13 protein-coding genes and 1 tRNA gene are annotated in these 15,902 nt (G+C 70.5%); 8 read left to right on the top strand and 6 right to left on the bottom strand.

Going from position 1 to position 15,902, the window contains the following annotated elements; all coding sequences use genetic code 11:
* Window positions 1–157: 157 nt before the first annotated feature.
* Genes ACFWRO_RS04315 through ACFWRO_RS04305 form a run of 3 tightly spaced genes read left to right on the top strand, consistent with a single transcriptional unit; the run spans window position 158 to window position 1,765 of the window.
* Window positions 158–595: an ATP-binding protein gene (locus tag ACFWRO_RS04315; RefSeq protein ID WP_384504499.1), complete on the top strand. Its 438-nt coding sequence runs from the start codon at window positions 158–160 to the stop codon at window positions 593–595.
* Complete coding sequence (locus ACFWRO_RS04310) at window positions 589–1,086, top strand: hypothetical protein (protein WP_384504150.1); 498 nt, start codon at window positions 589–591, stop codon at window positions 1,084–1,086. Before ACFWRO_RS04315 ends, ACFWRO_RS04310 begins: the two co-directional genes overlap by 7 nt.
* Window positions 1,055–1,765 carry a class I SAM-dependent methyltransferase gene (locus tag ACFWRO_RS04305; RefSeq protein ID WP_384504148.1) on the top strand — a complete coding sequence of 237 codons (711 nt, stop codon included), beginning with the start codon at window positions 1,055–1,057 and terminating at the stop codon, window positions 1,763–1,765. The genes ACFWRO_RS04310 and ACFWRO_RS04305 overlap by 32 nt, the downstream gene beginning before the upstream one ends.
* A 107-nt stretch (window positions 1,766–1,872) precedes the next feature.
* On the opposite strand, the gene ACFWRO_RS04300 is transcribed toward ACFWRO_RS04305, so the two are convergent.
* A tRNA-Leu gene (locus tag ACFWRO_RS04300) sits at window positions 1,873–1,957 on the bottom strand.
* Window positions 1,958–2,211: 254 nt separating this feature from the next.
* On the opposite strand from ACFWRO_RS04300, the gene ACFWRO_RS04295 reads away from it, so the two are divergent.
* Window positions 2,212–3,480, top strand: a complete 1,269-nt coding sequence (locus ACFWRO_RS04295) for a DUF2254 domain-containing protein (protein ID WP_384504498.1) — start codon at window positions 2,212–2,214, stop codon at window positions 3,478–3,480.
* A 19-nt stretch (window positions 3,481–3,499) separates the two neighbouring features.
* Here ACFWRO_RS04295 and ACFWRO_RS04290 read toward each other — a convergent pair whose 3' ends face one another.
* From ACFWRO_RS04290 to sucC, 4 genes are all read right to left on the bottom strand, one after another.
* Window positions 3,500–4,114 (bottom strand): GNAT family N-acetyltransferase, encoded by a 615-nt coding sequence (locus ACFWRO_RS04290; protein WP_384504146.1) that lies wholly within the window; start codon window positions 4,112–4,114, stop codon window positions 3,500–3,502.
* Window positions 4,115–4,137: 23 nt separating this feature from the next.
* Window positions 4,138–5,751 carry an aldehyde dehydrogenase family protein gene (locus ACFWRO_RS04285; RefSeq protein WP_384504144.1) on the bottom strand — a complete coding sequence of 538 codons (1,614 nt, stop codon included), beginning with the start codon at window positions 5,749–5,751 and terminating at the stop codon, window positions 4,138–4,140.
* Between the two features lie 53 nt (window positions 5,752–5,804).
* The gene (gene sucD, locus ACFWRO_RS04280) at window positions 5,805–6,713 is read right to left on the bottom strand and encodes a succinate--CoA ligase subunit alpha (RefSeq protein WP_384504142.1); all 909 of its coding nucleotides are present in this window, start codon (window positions 6,711–6,713) and stop codon (window positions 5,805–5,807) included.
* 80 nt (window positions 6,714–6,793) lie between these two features.
* Window positions 6,794–7,930, bottom strand: coding sequence for an ADP-forming succinate--CoA ligase subunit beta (sucC, locus tag ACFWRO_RS04275; RefSeq protein WP_384504140.1), 1,137 nt, complete (start codon window positions 7,928–7,930; stop codon window positions 6,794–6,796).
* 145 nt (window positions 7,931–8,075) lie between these two features.
* Between sucC and ACFWRO_RS04270 the strand changes: the two genes are divergently transcribed.
* The 4 genes from ACFWRO_RS04270 (at window position 8,076) to ACFWRO_RS04255 (ending at window position 14,770) form a co-directional block, all read left to right on the top strand.
* Window positions 8,076–9,773, top strand: coding sequence for a thiamine pyrophosphate-binding protein (locus ACFWRO_RS04270; RefSeq protein WP_384504496.1), 1,698 nt, complete (start codon window positions 8,076–8,078; stop codon window positions 9,771–9,773).
* Between the two features lie 12 nt (window positions 9,774–9,785).
* A complete protein-coding gene (frc, locus tag ACFWRO_RS04265) occupies window positions 9,786–11,060 on the top strand; it encodes a formyl-CoA transferase (RefSeq protein WP_384504138.1) in 1,275 nt (424 codons plus the stop codon).
* Window positions 11,061–13,265 carry an acetate--CoA ligase family protein gene (locus tag ACFWRO_RS04260; RefSeq protein ID WP_384504136.1) on the top strand — a complete coding sequence of 735 codons (2,205 nt, stop codon included), beginning with the start codon at window positions 11,061–11,063 and terminating at the stop codon, window positions 13,263–13,265.
* A gap of 119 nt (window positions 13,266–13,384) precedes the next feature.
* Entirely contained in the window at window positions 13,385–14,770 is a 1,386-nt protein-coding gene (locus ACFWRO_RS04255; protein ID WP_384504134.1) for an OFA family MFS transporter, read from the top strand.
* An 18-nt stretch (window positions 14,771–14,788) separates the two neighbouring features.
* Here ACFWRO_RS04255 and ACFWRO_RS04250 read toward each other — a convergent pair whose 3' ends face one another.
* Complete coding sequence (locus ACFWRO_RS04250; RefSeq protein WP_384504133.1) at window positions 14,789–15,877, bottom strand: sugar phosphate isomerase/epimerase family protein; 1,089 nt, start codon at window positions 15,875–15,877, stop codon at window positions 14,789–14,791.
* Window positions 15,878–15,902: the final 25 nt, after the last annotated feature.

The raw sequence follows: 15,902 nt of genomic DNA, 5'->3' as shown, positions 1-15,902 counted from the left end.
GTCCGCGTCGGGAGCAAAGTATTCCGGTGAACCAGTACGCGCTGCTGCCGCGCGACGCCTCGGGGGGTTGCGTACGGCACTGCTTACCCACTGTTGTGAGGAACCGGTCGTGGCTTCTGGTAACGCGCTTCCCTCAGGTCTCATGAGCCCCCGCGTCATGCAGCAGCGCCCACGCACCGAACCTCTCCGCCACGACGTCCGCCGGTTCACCTTCGAGCTCCCCGCCCGCACCTCGTCGGTCTCGCGCGCCCGCAGACTGGCGGAGGAGCGGCTCATCCTCTGGGGCTGCGCCCCCGACATACGTGACACGGTCATGCTGATCGTCTCCGAGCTGGTCACCAACGCGGTGGTGCACACCGCGAGCGGCCATGTCGTCTGCGAACTGCGCGAGGGGGAGGACCAGTTGCGGATAGCGGTACGGGACGAGGGCGGCGCGGCGGACCCGCGGATCCGGGACTGCGGCGAGGAGGAACGCGGCCGGGGGCTGCTCCTCGTGGACGCGCTGTGCAGCGCGTGGGGATCGGACAGCACGGGGCACGGCACGGCGCGGGTCGTCTGGGCCGAACTGGCCCACGGCATGGGGCACACGTGCTGAGGTCGATGGCGACCCTCCTGACGCCGAGGTCCCGCAGGACGCCGGACGGGACAGGCGCGGATTCGGGAACGGCCGCCGGGGTGGCCGGCGGCTCGACCTCACTGATCGTCCCGCCGGGCTTCCGCACCACCCTGGGCTGTGACGCGGTGGGCGTCCCGGCGCGCTACGGCTTCCGCGTCCTGTCCCGGCTGCCGTCGAAGGGCTGTGTCTACGCGGACACGGACTGGTGGTGGTGGCTGGTCCCGGCCGGCTCCGACCTGGACCTGCGCTGGCCGCTACCGTCCTGCTACGCCTCGGGCGCCGAGATCCCGGACCGCCGCCCTCGACTGATCCACCACCCCGACGGCACGTCTCCGTACACTCCACCGATCCCCCTCTACCTACTGGCCTGCCAACTGACGGGTACCGCTCCGTCCTGGAGCTTGATCCCCACGCAGGGGAGCGGCGTAATGTCGGAGCATGTTCACCCCTCAGGGCCCGACCGCACGTGAACTGACCGTCCAGGCGTTCTCCTCCGTGGAGCACGGCTACGACCTGCTGGCGAGGAAGTTCGACGCGACACCCTTCCGCACGCCGGACGCGGTCCTCTCGGCGGTGACGGAGTCGCTGCGCCCCGTCGGCCCCTTCGACACGGGCCTAGACGTGTGCTGCGGCACGGGGGCGGGTCTGTCCGTCCTCCACTCGCTGTGCGCGGGCCGGGTCACGGGCGTCGACTTCAGCGCGGGGATGCTGGAGGAAGCCCGCAGGGCCCACCCGAAGGCCACCCTGATCCGCGCGAACGTCCTGGCCCTCCCCTTCGCCCCGACGTTCGACCTGGCGGTCAGCTTCGGCGCCTTCGGCCACTTCCTGCCCCGCGACCAGCTCACCCTCTTCCGCCAAACCCACGCCTCCCTCCGCCCGGGCGGCCTCCTGGCCTTCCCCCTCCCGGCCCCACCACGCGTCGGCTCCCGCGCGTACTGGACCCTGCTGGGCTTCGACACGGCGATGCGCGTACGGAACGCGGTCTGGCGACCCCCCTTCGTCATGTACTACCGAACCTTCCGCCTACCGGACGTACGCGCCCGCCTGACGCGAGCGGGCTTCACGGTGGAGACCCGGGCGATCGACTCACTGGGGCGGCGGGACGACGGGAGCCCTCGGTGCCGGCTGGTGCTGGCTCGGAAGGTGTGACGGGGGGCGGGCGGCGGGATGCAGCCCGCGCCAGGAGGCGCGAGGCGGGCGCGGTGCCCGGCGGAAACGCAGAACGGCCCCAGCTGGGCTGGGGCCGTTCTGATCTGTGTCCGAGGGGGGACTTGAACCCCCACGCCCGATAAAGGGCACTAGCACCTCAAGCTAGCGCGTCTGCCATTCCGCCACCCGGACTAGGTGTTTGTCGTTCTGGGGTGTTCCCCGCGGCGACATGGATAACTCTACCAGGGGTTTGAGGTGCCTTTCACCCACGTTTCCCGTGGTCAGTGGGGTGCGGCGGGTGCGGAGTCTTGATCATCGCCGGGCCGCCGGGAGTGGTGCACAGAGTGTCGTCGTACGCCTGCGTGGCGTAGCGGGTGGGGGCGCCTAGCCTGCGCTGGGTGAGCTACCTCTTCGAGCGCCGAGGGTCCACGTACCGCCGGCCCAGGATGCTGTCGCCCTTGCGGGAGCATCTGCGGGACACCTTCTGGTTCGCCCCGATCGCAAGCATGGCTGCCGTCTTCGTGCTGTGGCTCGTCTCCTCCGAGCTGGACGAGGCGATCATCCGGTTCCTCCAGGAGGAGCAGGACTACGACGCGGTCACCGAGCTCATCGGGATCGTCGAGGACGCCAAGACGATCGTGACCACGATCAGCTCGGCGATGATGACCTTCATCGGTGTCGTCTTCTCCATCTCGCTCGTCGCCGTGCAGATGGCCAGCGGGCAGTTCAGCCCCCGCGTCGTGCGGATCTTCATCCGGAGCCGGATCACCAAGGCGACGTTCTCCGTCTTCCTCGCCACGTTCCTGCTCTCGCTGCTCGTCCTCACCTCGTACGACAGCGAGACCGACCCCCGGTACGTCTCGACGGTGCCGCTGGTGCAGTCGGTACTGACGGTGCTCATGGTCGGGCTGAGCCTGCTGCTCTTCGTGGCGTACGTGAACTCGACGCTGCGCCTGATGCGCGTGGGGCATGTGGTGGACCGCATCACCTGGGAGGCGTTCGGTGTTCTCGCCAAGCAGCCGCAGTACGCGGGTGAGCTCGGCGACCTGGGCGAGGCGACGGAGCACGTGCTGCACCGGGGGCGCGCCGGGGTCCTGCGGGACGTGAATGTCGCCCTGCTCGTGCGGCTCGCGCGGCGCCACGGGGTGGTGCTGCGGCTGCTGCCCCGGATCGGCGACTTCGTGGTGCCGGGGACCCCGATCCTCGCCGTGTACGGGGGCCGGGTGCCGCGCAGGATCGGGGCGGCGGTCTCGGTGGGCGTGGAGCGGACCTTCCACCAGGACCTCGGCTTCGGGCTGCGGCAGCTGGCGGACATCGGGCTGCGGGCCCTCTCCCCCGCCGTGAACGACCCGACGACCGCCGTGCAGGCCCTGGACCGGATCACGCAGTTCCTGGCCGCCGTGGCGAACCGCCCGCTGGGGGCGGTCCACCATCGCGACGGCAAGGACACGGTCCGGCTGGTGCAGGACGTACCGGGGTGGACGGACCTCGTGGACCTCGGCTTCACCGAGATCCGCGGCTGCGCCCCTGGCAACCCCCAGGTGTCGCGGCGGATGCTGGCGGGCTTTGACGACCTGCTCTCCTTGGTGCCGGCCGACCGCCGCGCGCCCCTGCTCCGGCACCGCACGCTGCTGACCCAACTGGTCGAGCGCACGACACCGGAGGCGGCCGACCGGGCGTTCGCGCTGGAGGGGGATCGTCAAGGCATCGGGTGAGCGGGGCGGCGCCTTGGCGTCACGGCGCGCCGTGCGACGACGGCCACGGATCGCCCTGCACGCGCGCGTGCAGATGCTCGTCGTGCCATCCGTCCGCGTGGAGCAAGGCGCTCCGCATGGTCCCCTCCAGCGGGAAGCCCGCCCTGGTCGCGACCTGGCAGGACGCGGGGTTGGCCACGGAGTGCGTGATGCGGAGCCGGTGCAGGCCCAGGTCGTCCAGGGCCCACCGGCTGATCCGGACCGTCGCCCGCGTCATCACCCCGTGGCCGCGGCCTCGCGGCAGAAGCCAGTACAGGAACTCGGCGCTTCCCCCGTGGAGGTCCATGTCGCCCAGGCCGATCAGACCGACCGGCCCGCCCTCGCCGGGCGGGGCGATCGCCCAGATCGCGGCCTGCTCCGCGACCCAACGCTGCCGCCAGGCCTCGATCTTGGCGCCCGCCTCCTCCAGCGTCAGCTGCCCGGGACGGTTCCACCGCTGGACGTCCGCATCGCCGCACGACTCCGCCAACACCTCGGCGTCGTCCTCCCGCCACGGCCTCAGCTCGAAGCCTCCGCCGAGGCCGAGGCCGAAGACCGGCTGATCACAGTCGCTCATACGGCCCGCCGGAACCACCGCCGGTATCGAATCGATCATCGAGCCATCATGCCAAGGCTCGCTTACGGCATCAGGTGGTAGTCCGGGAAGTTGCCCGGGAGGCGCTCCCCCTCCGGGCCGTCGGTGACGGCCTTGACCAGGAGGTCTCCGCCGACGAAGGCGCCCCGCCAGGACGCGCCGAAGCCGCCGAACAGTTCGTCGCGGTCGCCGCGCGAGCGGGGCTTGCCGTGGCCGGTCTTGAAGGCCCGGATCTGTGGGGCGAGGCGCGCGTACGTCTCCGGGTCGTCGGTGGCGAGGGTCGCGACGAGGGCGCCGTTGGAGGCGTTCATCGCGGCCAGGAGTTCGGCCTCGGTGTCGACGAGGACGATCGTGTCCACCGGGCCGAAGGGTTCGGCGTGGTGGAGGGGTGAGGACGGGGGCGGGTTCAGGAGCGCGACGGGCGGGAGGTACGCCGAGGTGTCCTGGCCCTGCAGGAACCGGCCGTCGGCGAGGGAGCCCCGGTGGAGCGGGATCGCGCCCCGGTCGATGGCCTCGGCGACCTGGTCGCCCAGCTCCTTGGCCTTGGCCGCGTTGATGAGCGGGCCGAAGTCGAGATCGGGAAGCGCGTCCTCCGGGTGCTCGACGGCGAGCGGATGCCCGAAGCGGAGGGCGCGGACCGGAGGCAGGTAGGCGGCGAGGAAGTCGGCGAAGGCGGTGCGCTCGACGACGAAGCGGGGGTAGGCGGTGCAGCGCTGCTTGCCGTAGTCGAAGAGCTTGGGGATCACGGCGGAGAGGGCCGGCCAGTCGCTGTGCTTCCAGACGCCCCAGGTGTTGAGGCCCTCCTGTTCGAGGATGTGGCGTTTACCCAGGTCGGCGACCTCGGTGGCGATGCGCGCGCCGGTGTCGCGACCGCCCACGAAGGAGACGCAGCCGATCTCGGGGGCGCGGACCAGGGCCTCGGACAGCTCGCCCCCGCTGCCGCTGACGAGGGTGATCGGGATGCCCTCGCGGGCGGCGAGCGCGGCGGCGACGGTCAGGCAGGCGAGGCCGCCGTCGGTCGGGGTCTTGGCGATGACCGCGTTCCCGGCCAGGGCCTGCACGAGCAGGGCGTGGACGAGGACGGACATCGGGTAGTTCCAGCTGGCGATGTTGGAGACCGGGCCGGGCAGCGGGACGCGGTCGGCCAGCATGGTGTCGATGCCGTCGACGTACCAGCGCACGCCGTCGATCGCGCGGTCCACGTCGGCCTGCGCGAGCCGCCAGGGCTTGCCGATCTCCCAGACGAGGAGGAGGGCGAGCAGCTCGCGGTGGGCCGTGAGCGCGTCGAGGGTCGCGGAGACGCGGGCGCGGCGCTCGGCGGTCGGGACGTGGCGCCAGGCCCGGTGCTGGTCGAGCGAGGCGCGTACAGCCTGGTGGGCGGTGGCCGCGTCGAGGCGTGGCGGGCCCACGATCGGGCTGCCGTCCACGGGGCTGATGGCGGGCAGTGGCCGGCCGTCGGGCTGCCAGGTACCGGCCCAGAGGTTGAGGACGGTGTCGTCGCGGAACGCCTCGGGGGCGACGGCCAGACAGCGCTGCCAGGCGTCGGCCCAGGCGGTGCCGGGCTTGAGGGAGAGGGTGGGGGAAGGAGAAGGGGTTGGGGAAAGGGTCGGGGAAGGGGCGGGGGTCGGGGAAGGGGCGGGGGTCGGGGTCGGTGCCATGGGGTGTTCTCCGCTCTCGGTGCACAGTCGGGGCGGGAAGTGCGATGGCCGCGTCAATTCTGGGTGAGGGTGTCGGGCGCCGCCAGCCGGGCGACGACGAGGGCGGCGGTCTCGGTGGGGGTGGAGCCGACCTGGACCCCGGCCGCTTCCAGGGCCTTCCGCTTCCCTTCTGCCGTACCGGACGAACCGGAGACGATGGCGCCGGCGTGGCCCATGGTCTTGCCCTCGGGGGCCGTGAAACCGGCGACGTAGGCGATGACGGGTTTGGTGATGTGCGCGGCGATGTGGTCGGCGGCGCGCTCCTCTGCGTCACCGCCGATCTCGCCGATCATCACGATCAGTTCGGTGTCGGGGTCGGCTTCGAAGGCGGTGAGGCAGTCGATGTGGGTGGTGCCGACGACCGGGTCGCCGCCGATGCCGACGGCTGAGGAGAAGCCGTACTCCCGTAGTTCGTACATGAGTTGGTAGGTGAGCGTGCCGGACTTGGAGACGAGTCCGATCCGGCCGGGCTCGGGGGCGATGTCGGCGGGGATGATGCCCGCGTTGGACCGGCCGGGGCTGATCAGACCTGGGCAGTTGGGGCCGATGATCCGGGTGGTGCCGCCGTGGGCGCGGGCGTACGCATGGAAGGCCACGGTGTCGTGGACGGGGACGCCCTCGGTGATGACGACGGCGAGGCCGACGCGGGCGTCGACGGCTTCGAGGACGGCCGCCTTCGCGAAGGGCGGCGGGACGAAGACGACGGTGACGTCCGCCCCGGTGGCGTCGACGGCCTCGCGAACGGTGCCGAAGACGGGGATCCGGCGGCCGTCGAGGTCGACGGTGGTGCCCGCCTTGCGGGGGTTGACTCCGCCGACGACGTCGGTGCCCGCGGCGAGCATGCGACGGGTGTGCTTCATGCCCTCGGCGCCCGTCATGCCCTGGACGAGGACCTTGCTCTGCTCGGTGAGGAAGATGGCCATGGGTTCACATCCCTTGGTTGCCGTGGTGGGGCTTCAGCGGTTGCTTCAGCGGTTGCCCGTGGTGGGGCTTCAGTGGGTGCTCAGCGGGTGGTGAGTTCGGCGGCTCGGGCGGCGGCGCCGTCCATCGTGGTGGCCTGTTCGACCAGCGGGTGGGCGCGGGCGTCGAGGATCGCCCGGCCGCGGGCGGCGTTGTTGCCGTCGAGGCGGACGACGAGCGGCCGGGTGAGGTGGACGGCGTCCAGGGCCCGGACGATGCCCTCGGCGACGGCGTCGCAGGCGGTGATGCCGCCGAAGACGTTGACGAGGACGGCCTTGACGTCGGGGTCGGAGAGGATGACCTCGAGGCCGTCGGCCATGACCTGCGCGGAGGCGCCGCCGCCGATGTCGAGGAAGTTGGCGGGGCGGGCGCCCCGGCCGGCGACGACGTCGAGGGTGGACATGACGAGTCCGGCTCCGTTGCCGATGACGCCGACCTCTCCGTCGAGCTTGACGTAGGTGAGGCCCTTGGCCGCCGCGGCGGCTTCCAGCGGGTCGCCGTCGACGTCACGTACCTCTGATGACTCGCCCCAACGAGCCTGACGGAAGTGGGCGTTGTCGTCCACGGTGACCTTGCCGTCGAGGGCGAGGATCTGGTGGGCGGTGGTGCGGACGAGCGGGTTCACCTCGACGAGCAGGGCGTCCTCGCGGACGAGGACCTGCCAGAGGCGGGCCAGGGTGTCGGCGGTCTCCGGCGGCAGCCCCGCCGCCGCGGCGATCTCGGCGGCCTTGGCCTCGGAGACCCCCTCGGCCGGGTCGACCGGGATCCGCGCGACGGCCTCGGGGCGGGTGGCGGCGACCTCCTCGATGTCCATGCCGCCTTCGGCCGAGGCGATGGCGAGGAACGTGCCGGCCGCCCGGTCGAGGACGTAGCTCACATAGAACTCGTCCTGGATGTCGACCGGTTGGGCGAGCATGACCCGGCGGACCGGGTGGCCCTTGATGTCCATGCCGAGGATCTGCCGGGCGGTGAGCTCGGCGGCCGCGGGGTCGGCCGCGAGTTTGACCCCGCCGGCCTTGCCCCGGCCACCGGTCTTGACCTGCGCCTTGACCACGACAAGCCCGCCGAGTAGTTCGGCGGCGCGGCGGGCCTCTCGGGGGTGGTCGACGACGGCCGCGTCGGGGACCGCGATGCCGTGACCCGTGAAGATTTCCCTCGCTTGGTACTCGTACAGGTCCATCTCGGCTCCCTCACTCGAAAGTGCCGCACACCCCCTGGACACCATCCGGGCGATGCGGGATAACAAGCTTCATACAGTATTCGTCGACTGTATGCAATCGACCGCGATCACCCTCAACTCCCCTACGAAGGGACAGGACTTCGCCATGCCCGACGACAGCCGGCAGCAGCCCGCGCAGGAATTCATCTCTGGTGGACATCTGGTCGCCAAGGCCCTCAAGGCGGAGGGCGTCGATGTCATCTACACGCTCTGTGGCGGCCACATCATCGACATCTACGACGGCTGTGTCGACGAGGGCATCGAAGTCGTCGACGTACGCCATGAACAGGTGGCCGCGCACGCCGCCGACGGATATGCCCGGATCACCGGCAAGCCCGGCTGCGCCGTGGTCACCGCAGGTCCCGGCACCACCGACGCGGTCACCGGAGTCGCCAACGCCTTCCGCGCCGAGTCCCCCATGCTCCTGATCGGCGGTCAGGGCGCCCACACCCAGCACAAGATGGGCTCCCTGCAGGACCTCCCGCACGTCGACATGATGACGCCGATCACCAAGTTCGCCGCCACCGTGCCGGACACGGCCCGCGCGGCGGACATGGTGTCCATGGCGTTCCGCGAGTGCTACCACGGCGCCCCCGGGCCCTCCTTCCTGGAGATCCCGCGCGACGTCCTGGACGCCACCGTCCCCGTGGAGAAGGCGCGGGTGCCCAAGGCCGGCCACTACCGGGCCTCCACCCGCAGCGGCGGTGACCCCGAGGCGGTCGAGCGGCTCGCCGATCTGCTGGTGCACGCCGAGAAGCCGGCCGTCCTGCTGGGCAGCCAGGTCTGGACGACCCGCGCCACGGACGCGGCCGTCGAGCTCGTACGGACCCTCAACATCCCCGCGTACATGAACGGGGCAGGGCGCGGCACCCTGCCTCCCGGCGACCCGCACCACTTCCAGCTCTCCCGGCGCTACGCCTTCGCGAACGCGGACGTCATCGTCATCGTCGGCACCCCCTTCGACTTCCGGATGGGGTACGGCAAGCGGCTCTCCCCGGACGCCACCGTCGTCCAGATCGACCTCGACTACCGGACCGTCGGCAAGAACCGGGACATCGACCTCGGGATCGTCGGCGACGCGGGGCTGATCCTGAAGTCGGTCACGGAGGCGGCGACCGGCCGGCTCAACGGCGGGGCCATCAAGCGCAAGGCCTGGCTGGAGGAGCTGCGCACCGCCGAGCAGACCGCGCTGGACAAGCGGCTGCCGCAGCTGCGGTCGGACGCCTCGCCGATCCACCCGTACCGCCTGGTCAGCGAGATCAACGACTTCCTCACGGAGGACTCGATCTACATCGGCGACGGCGGGGACATCGTCACCTTCTCCGGCCAGGTCGTGCAGCCCAAGTCACCCGGGCAGTGGATGGACCCGGGGCCGCTCGGCACGCTCGGTGTCGGCATCCCCTTCGTCCTGGCGGCCAAGCAGGCGCGCCCGGACAAGGAGGTGGTGGCGCTCTTCGGCGACGGCGCGTTCTCCCTCACCGGCTGGGACTTCGAGACGCTCGTCCGTTACAACCTCCCCTTCGTCGGCATCGTCGGCAACAACTCCTCGATGAACCAGATCCGTTACGGCCAGGCACAGAAGTACGGCCGGGAGCGGGAGCGGGTCGGCAACACCCTGGGCAACGTGCACTACGACAAGTTCGCCCGGATGCTCGGCGGTTACGGCGAGGAGGTGCGGGACCCCGCCGACATCGCCCCGGCGCTGCGGCGCGCCCGCGAGTCCGGACTGCCGTCGCTGATCAACGTGTGGGTCGACCCGGACGCGTACGCCCCCGGAACCATGAACCAGACCATGTACAAGTGAGGGGTCTTCATCATGACCAAGGCTCTCGGTACCACGGCTGTCGGTGCGAACGCGCTCGGCGCCAAGGCGCTCCACGGCGTTCGTGTCCTCGACATGACGCACGTGCAGTCCGGTCCCTCCGCCACGCAGCTGCTCGCCTGGCTCGGTGCGGACGTGGTGAAGCTGGAGGCCCCGTCCGGTGACATCACCCGCAAGCAGCTGCGGGACATCCCGGACGTCGACTCGCTCTACTTCACGATGCTCAACTGCAACAAGCGGAGCATCACCCTCAACACCAAGACCGAGCGCGGCAAGGAGCTGCTGACCGAGCTGATCCGCCGCAGTGACGTCATGGTCGAGAACTTCGGCCCGGGGGCCGTCGACCGTATGGGTTTCACCTGGGATCGGATCGAGGAGATCAATCCACGGATCGTCTATGCCTCCATCAAGGGGTTCGGGGACGGCCCGTACACCAACTTCAAGGCGTACGAGGTCGTCGCTCAGGCCATGGGCGGCTCGATGGCCACCACCGGGTTCGAGGACGGGCCGCCGCTGGCGACGGGCGCCCAGATCGGTGACTCCGGCACCGGCATCCATGCCGTGGCGGGAATCCTGGCGGCGCTCTTCCAGCGCGAGAACACCGGGCGGGGGCAGCGGGTGAACGTCGCGATGCAGCACGCGGTGCTGAATCTCTGCCGGGTGAAACTGCGGGATCAGCAGAGACTTTCGCACGGACCGCTCTCCGAGTATCCCAACGAAGATTTCGGCGAGGAAGTCCCCCGTTCGGGTAATGCTTCCGGCGGCGGCCAGCCCGGCTGGGCGGTGAGGTGCGCGCCCGGCGGGCCGAACGACTACGTGTACGTCATCGTCCAGCCCGTCGGCTGGGCCCCGCTCTCAGAGCTCATCGGCCGGCCCGAACTCGCCGAGGACCCGGAGTGGGCCACGCCGGAGGCCCGGCTGCCCAAGCTCTCCAAGATGTTCCAGCTGATCGAGGAGTGGTCCTCGACGCTGCCCAAGTGGGAGGTCCTGGAGCGGCTCAACGCCCGGGGCGTTCCGTGCGGCCCGATCCTCTCCACCAAGGAGATCATCGAGGACGCCTCGCTGGTCGCCAACGAGATGGTGGTCGAGGTTGCGCACCCAGAGCGCGGCAGCTTCACGACGGTGGGCTCCCCGCTCAAGCTCTCCGACTCCCCGGTGGAGGTCGTCAGCTCCCCTCTGCTCGGCGAGCACAACGAAGAGGTGTACGTCGGCGAGCTGGGTCTCGGCGACGAGGAGCTGCGGCTGCTCAAGACGAGCGGGGTGATCTAGGTGAGCGCACACAACACGGCGGACAGCTCGGCGCACAACACTGCGTCCAGCACGGCGCACAGCTTCGACAAGCAAGCCGTACGCGAACTCCTAGACGCGGTCCGGGCGGAGGGACGCACGGCCCTGACGGCGCCCGAGGGGAAGCTCCTCGCCGACGCGTACGGGATCGCGGTGCCGGGCGAGGCGCTCGCCCGGGATGTGGACGAGGCGGTGGCGCAGGCCGACCGGCTCGGCGGGAAGGTGGTCCTGAAGATCGTCTCCCCGGACATCCTCCACAAGACCGACGCGGGTGGTGTGGTCGTCGGGGTGGAGGGGGCGTCGCAGGTCCGCGAGGCGTTCTGCCGGATCGTCGAGAACGCCCGCGCATACGCCCCGGACGCGCGGATCGACGGCGTCCAGGTCCAGCAGTTGCTGCCGCCGGGGCAGGAGGTCATCGTCGGCGCCGTCACCGATCCGGCCTTCGGCAAGGTCGTCGCCTTCGGCCTGGGCGGGGTGCTCGTGGAGGTGCTGAAGGACGTCACCTTCCGGCTGGCCCCGGTGACCGCCGACGAGGCGGTGTCGATGCTGGACTCGATCCGGGCCGCGGAGATCCTGCGTGGGGTCCGAGGCGCGCCGGCCGTCGACCGCTGGGCGCTCGCCGAGCAGATCCGGCGCGTCTCCCACCTGGTCGGCGACTTCCCGGAGATCGCCGAGGTCGACCTCAATCCGGTGATCGCCACACCCGAGGGCGCGATGGCGGCCGACATCCGCGTGATCCTCGCCTCCGAGATGCCCGCCCCTAGGCGGACCTTCGGCCGCGAGGAGATCCTGCGCTCGATGCGGCGGCTGATGGAGCCGCGCGCGGTGGCCGTGATCGGGGCCTCCAACGAGCGCGGGAAGATCGGCAATTCGGTGATGCGCAACCTCGTCGACGGCGGCTTCCCCGGGGAGATTCATCCGGTGAACCCGCGGGCCGATGACATCCTCGGCCGCAAGGCGTACAAGAGTGTCACGGACGTTCCCGGTGAGGTGGATGTGGCGGTCTTCGCGATCCCCGCTCCGTTCGTGGCCTCGGCGCTGGAGGAGGTGGGCCGCAAGGGCATTCCGAACGCGGTGCTGATCCCGTCCGGCTTCGCCGAGACCGGGGAGCACGCGCTGCAGGACGAGATCGTGGCGGTGGCGGAGCGGTACGGCATCCGGCTCCTGGGCCCGAACATCTACGGGTACTACTCCACCTGGCAGGACCTGTGCGCCACGTTCTGCACGCCGTACGACGTCAAGGGGGGCGTGGCGCTGACCTCGCAGTCGGGCGGGATCGGGATGGCGATCCTGGGCTTCGCCCGGACCACGCGGACGGGTGTGTCGGCGATCGTCGGGCTCGGCAACAAGTCGGACATCGACGAGGACGACCTGCTGACCTGGTTCGGTGAGGATCCGCGTACCGACTGCATCGCGATGCACCTGGAGGACCTCAAGGACGGGCGGGCCTTCGTGGAGGCGGCCCGGCTGACCGTGCCGAAGAAGCCGGTGGTCGTCCTCAAGGCCGGGCGCACCAGTGCCGGGGCGCGGGCAGCCGGTTCGCACACGGGCGCGCTCGCCGGGGACGACGCGGTCTACGACGACATCCTGCGGCAGGCGGGGGTCATCCGGGCGTCGGGGCTGAGCGACATGCTGGAGTACGCGCGGGCGCTGCCCGTGCTGCCGGCGCCGCGCGGGGACAACGTCGTCGTCATCACCGGGGCCGGCGGTTCCGGGGTCCTCCTGTCGGACGCGATCGTCGACAACGGACTGCGGCTGATGGAGATCCCTGACGACCTGGACGCGGCCTTCAAGGCGTTCATCCCGCCCTTCGGGGCCTCGGGCAATCCGATCGACATCACGGGCGGCGAGCCGCCGTCGACGTACGAGGCGACCATCAGGCTCGGCATGGAGGACCCGCGGATCCACGCGCTCGTCCTCGGCTACTGGCACACCATCGTCACTCCCCCCATGGTGTTCGCCGAGCTCACCGCGCGCGTGGTGGCGGAGTTCCGCGAGCGGGGCGTCGAGAAGCCGGTCGTGGCCTCGCTCGCGGGCGACGTCGAGGTCGAGGAGGCCTGCCAGTACCTGTTCGAGCGGGGGGTCGTGGCCTACCCGTACACGACGGAGCGGCCGGTGGCGGTGCTCGGCGCGAAGTACCGCTGGGCGCGGGCGGCGGGGCTCCTGGACGGTGGTGCGGTGAGCTGAGCGACAGCTCGAACCACGGGGCTCGCGGCGGCCGTATCCCGCCCGCCGCGGGCTCTGGTGCGAAGGGAACGGACAGGGGGCGCTGGCCAGACTTCTTCCACGCGAGGGGTTCGATCTCCATGACGACAACCGACATCACGACCACCCTCCCCTACAGGGAGGTGACGGACGCCAACGGCCGTACGTACCGGCTCGGTGAGACCGACGTCGACCTGATGGGCCGCACGCGCAAGTGGATGGTCATCCTGCCCTGGGTGGGCATGATGGGCATCAGCTCGGCGGAGTACGCGTTCGCGTCCGCCGAGGACACCCTGCACACCGCGCACAGCTGGAGCAGTGCGCACATCTTCTGGATGCTCGGGGTCTGGGTCTTCTTCCAGGCCGCGGTGGCCTTCCCGGCCGGAAAGCTGCGGGAGAGCGGGCGGTTGCCGGCCCGCTGGGCGATGATGCTGGGCGCCGTCGGCACGCTGCTCGGCTATCTCTCGCTCGCCTTCGCCCCGCATGTGATCGTCGCGTATCTCGGCTTCGGCATGTTCAGCGGTATGGGCGCGGGCATGGTCTACGCGACCTGCGTGAACATGGTCGGCAAGTGGTATCCCGAGCGGAAGGGCGGCAAGACGGGTTTCGTGAACGGCGGCTTCGCCTATGGTTCGGTGCCGTTCGTCTTCATCTTCACCGGCTACATGGACCTGACGAACTTCCGCTGGGTACTGGTCTCCGTCGGGCTCTTCCTTGCCGCGATGGTCGCGGTGGCCGGGTACTTCTTCCAGGACCCGCCGAAGAACTGGTGGCCGGCCCAGGTGGATCCGCTGAGGAAACCGGACGACCCACGCGCGCGGCGGGCCATGGAGAAGAACCCGCCGGCGGTGAAGCAGTACACGCCGATCGAGGCCTGGCGAACCGGGCGGGTCGGGCTGATGTGGTTCTGTCTGCTCTGTACCTCGGGCGTCAACATCTTCGGCATCGCCTTCCAGGTGCCGTTCGGCGACGAGGCGGGGTTCGCGGGCGGGATCGTGGCCACGGCGATGTCCCTGAAGGCCATCGTGAACGGCACCGGGCGGGGCGTGATCGGCTGGCTCTCCGACCGCTACGGCCGCAAGCAGTGCCTGATCTTCGTCTGTATCGTCCTGGGGCTCGCCCAGTACGGCATCCTCTGGTCGGGCAGCATCCACAACCTGCCGCTGTTCCTGGTGTTCTCCAGCATCTCCGGTTTCGGCGGCGGCGCGATCTTCCCGATGTTCGCGGCGATGACGGCGGACTACTTCGGGGAGAACAACAACGCCTCCAACTACGGCCTGGTCTACAGCTCCAAGCTGGTGTCGGGGCTGCTCGGCTCCGGTATGGGCGCGGTCGTGGTCTCGGCCTGGGACTACTCGGGGGCCTTCGTGCTCGCCGGGTCGATCTCGCTGTTCGCCGGCTTCGTGGCCGTCTTCCTGCATCCGCCGGGTCGGCCGCGGGCCCGCCGGGTGGCGGCGAACCCGCGGCCGATCAGCCGCGACGTGTGACCGTGACGGCCCTCCGGCTCAGCGGCGCTTCTCGCGCAGCGAGTGCAGGTGCGCGCTGGACTTGCGGGCGAACGCGAAGGACTCGACCGGGTTGTCGTGTTCGGCCTGCCAGTGGTGGGCGCGGTAGCCGTGGTGGGTGCGGTTCACCGCCGACATGAAGCGCCGGTAGTCGATGTCTCCGTCCCCGACGTCCGCCATGCGGTAGCCGTCGCGGACGGAGTCGTCGCGTTCGCCGTCCTTCACGTGGAAGAGCGGGTAGCGGTGGGGCTGGGCGAGGACGTAGCGCAGCGGGTCGAAGGGGGCGGGGGTGCCGTCGGCCCGGCGGGAGAAGCGGAACTGGGCCACGTACGCCCAGTAGACGTCCATTTCGAGGTGGACGAGATCGGGGTCGGTCTCGGCGAGCAGGACGTCGTAGAGCCGGACGTTCGGCCGGTCGGTGGCGAAGGAGAACTCCTCGGCGTGGTTGTGCTGGTAGAACTTCATGCCGCGCTTCTTCGCCTCCGCGCCGTACCGGTTGAAGTCCTCGGCGCAGCGCTTCCAGCCGTCGACGGTGGCGCCGTAGCGCCAGGGGCCCGAGGCGGTGCCGATGTGCGGGAGGCCGAGGGCCTGGGCGTCGTCGAGGACCTTGTCGAGGTTCTGCGCGAAGGTGTACGCGTTCGGGTCGCCGTCGTTGTAGTAGCCGACGTGGCTGCCGATGCCGCGCAGTCCGTTCTCGCGGGTGAGCTTCTTCAGTTCGGCGAGGGTGATCGGGCCGGCGGAGCCCTGGCCGTACCCGGCGAACTCGACCTCGTCGTAGCCGTACTTGCTCAGTTCGGCGAAGACCGCGGCGAAGCCGAGGGTGGCGACCTTGTCGCGCAGTGAGTAGAGCTGGATGCCGAGGCGGCCGGGCGGGAGGACGGGGCGGCCCTTTCCGTGGCCGTGGTCGTGGCCGCCGCCGTTGCCTTGGTGGCGGTCGGTCGACTGGGCCGCGGCGGCCTGCGGGGCGGCCGCTCCGAGCAGGGCGGCGGCGGTGGTTCCGGCGGCGACGCCGAGCATGTTCCGTCTGCTGAGCTTCCGGGTCAGCTCCGGGTCGGGGGTGGCCGGCGAGATGCGGCGGGAGCGGGTCATCTGTGGATAACTCCTCGTTGTCGGT

This window comes from Streptomyces sp. NPDC058579, assembly GCF_042718575.1.
Classification (GTDB): domain Bacteria; phylum Actinomycetota; class Actinomycetes; order Streptomycetales; family Streptomycetaceae; genus Streptomyces.
This window is presented reverse-complemented; position numbering and strand designations above follow the sequence as displayed.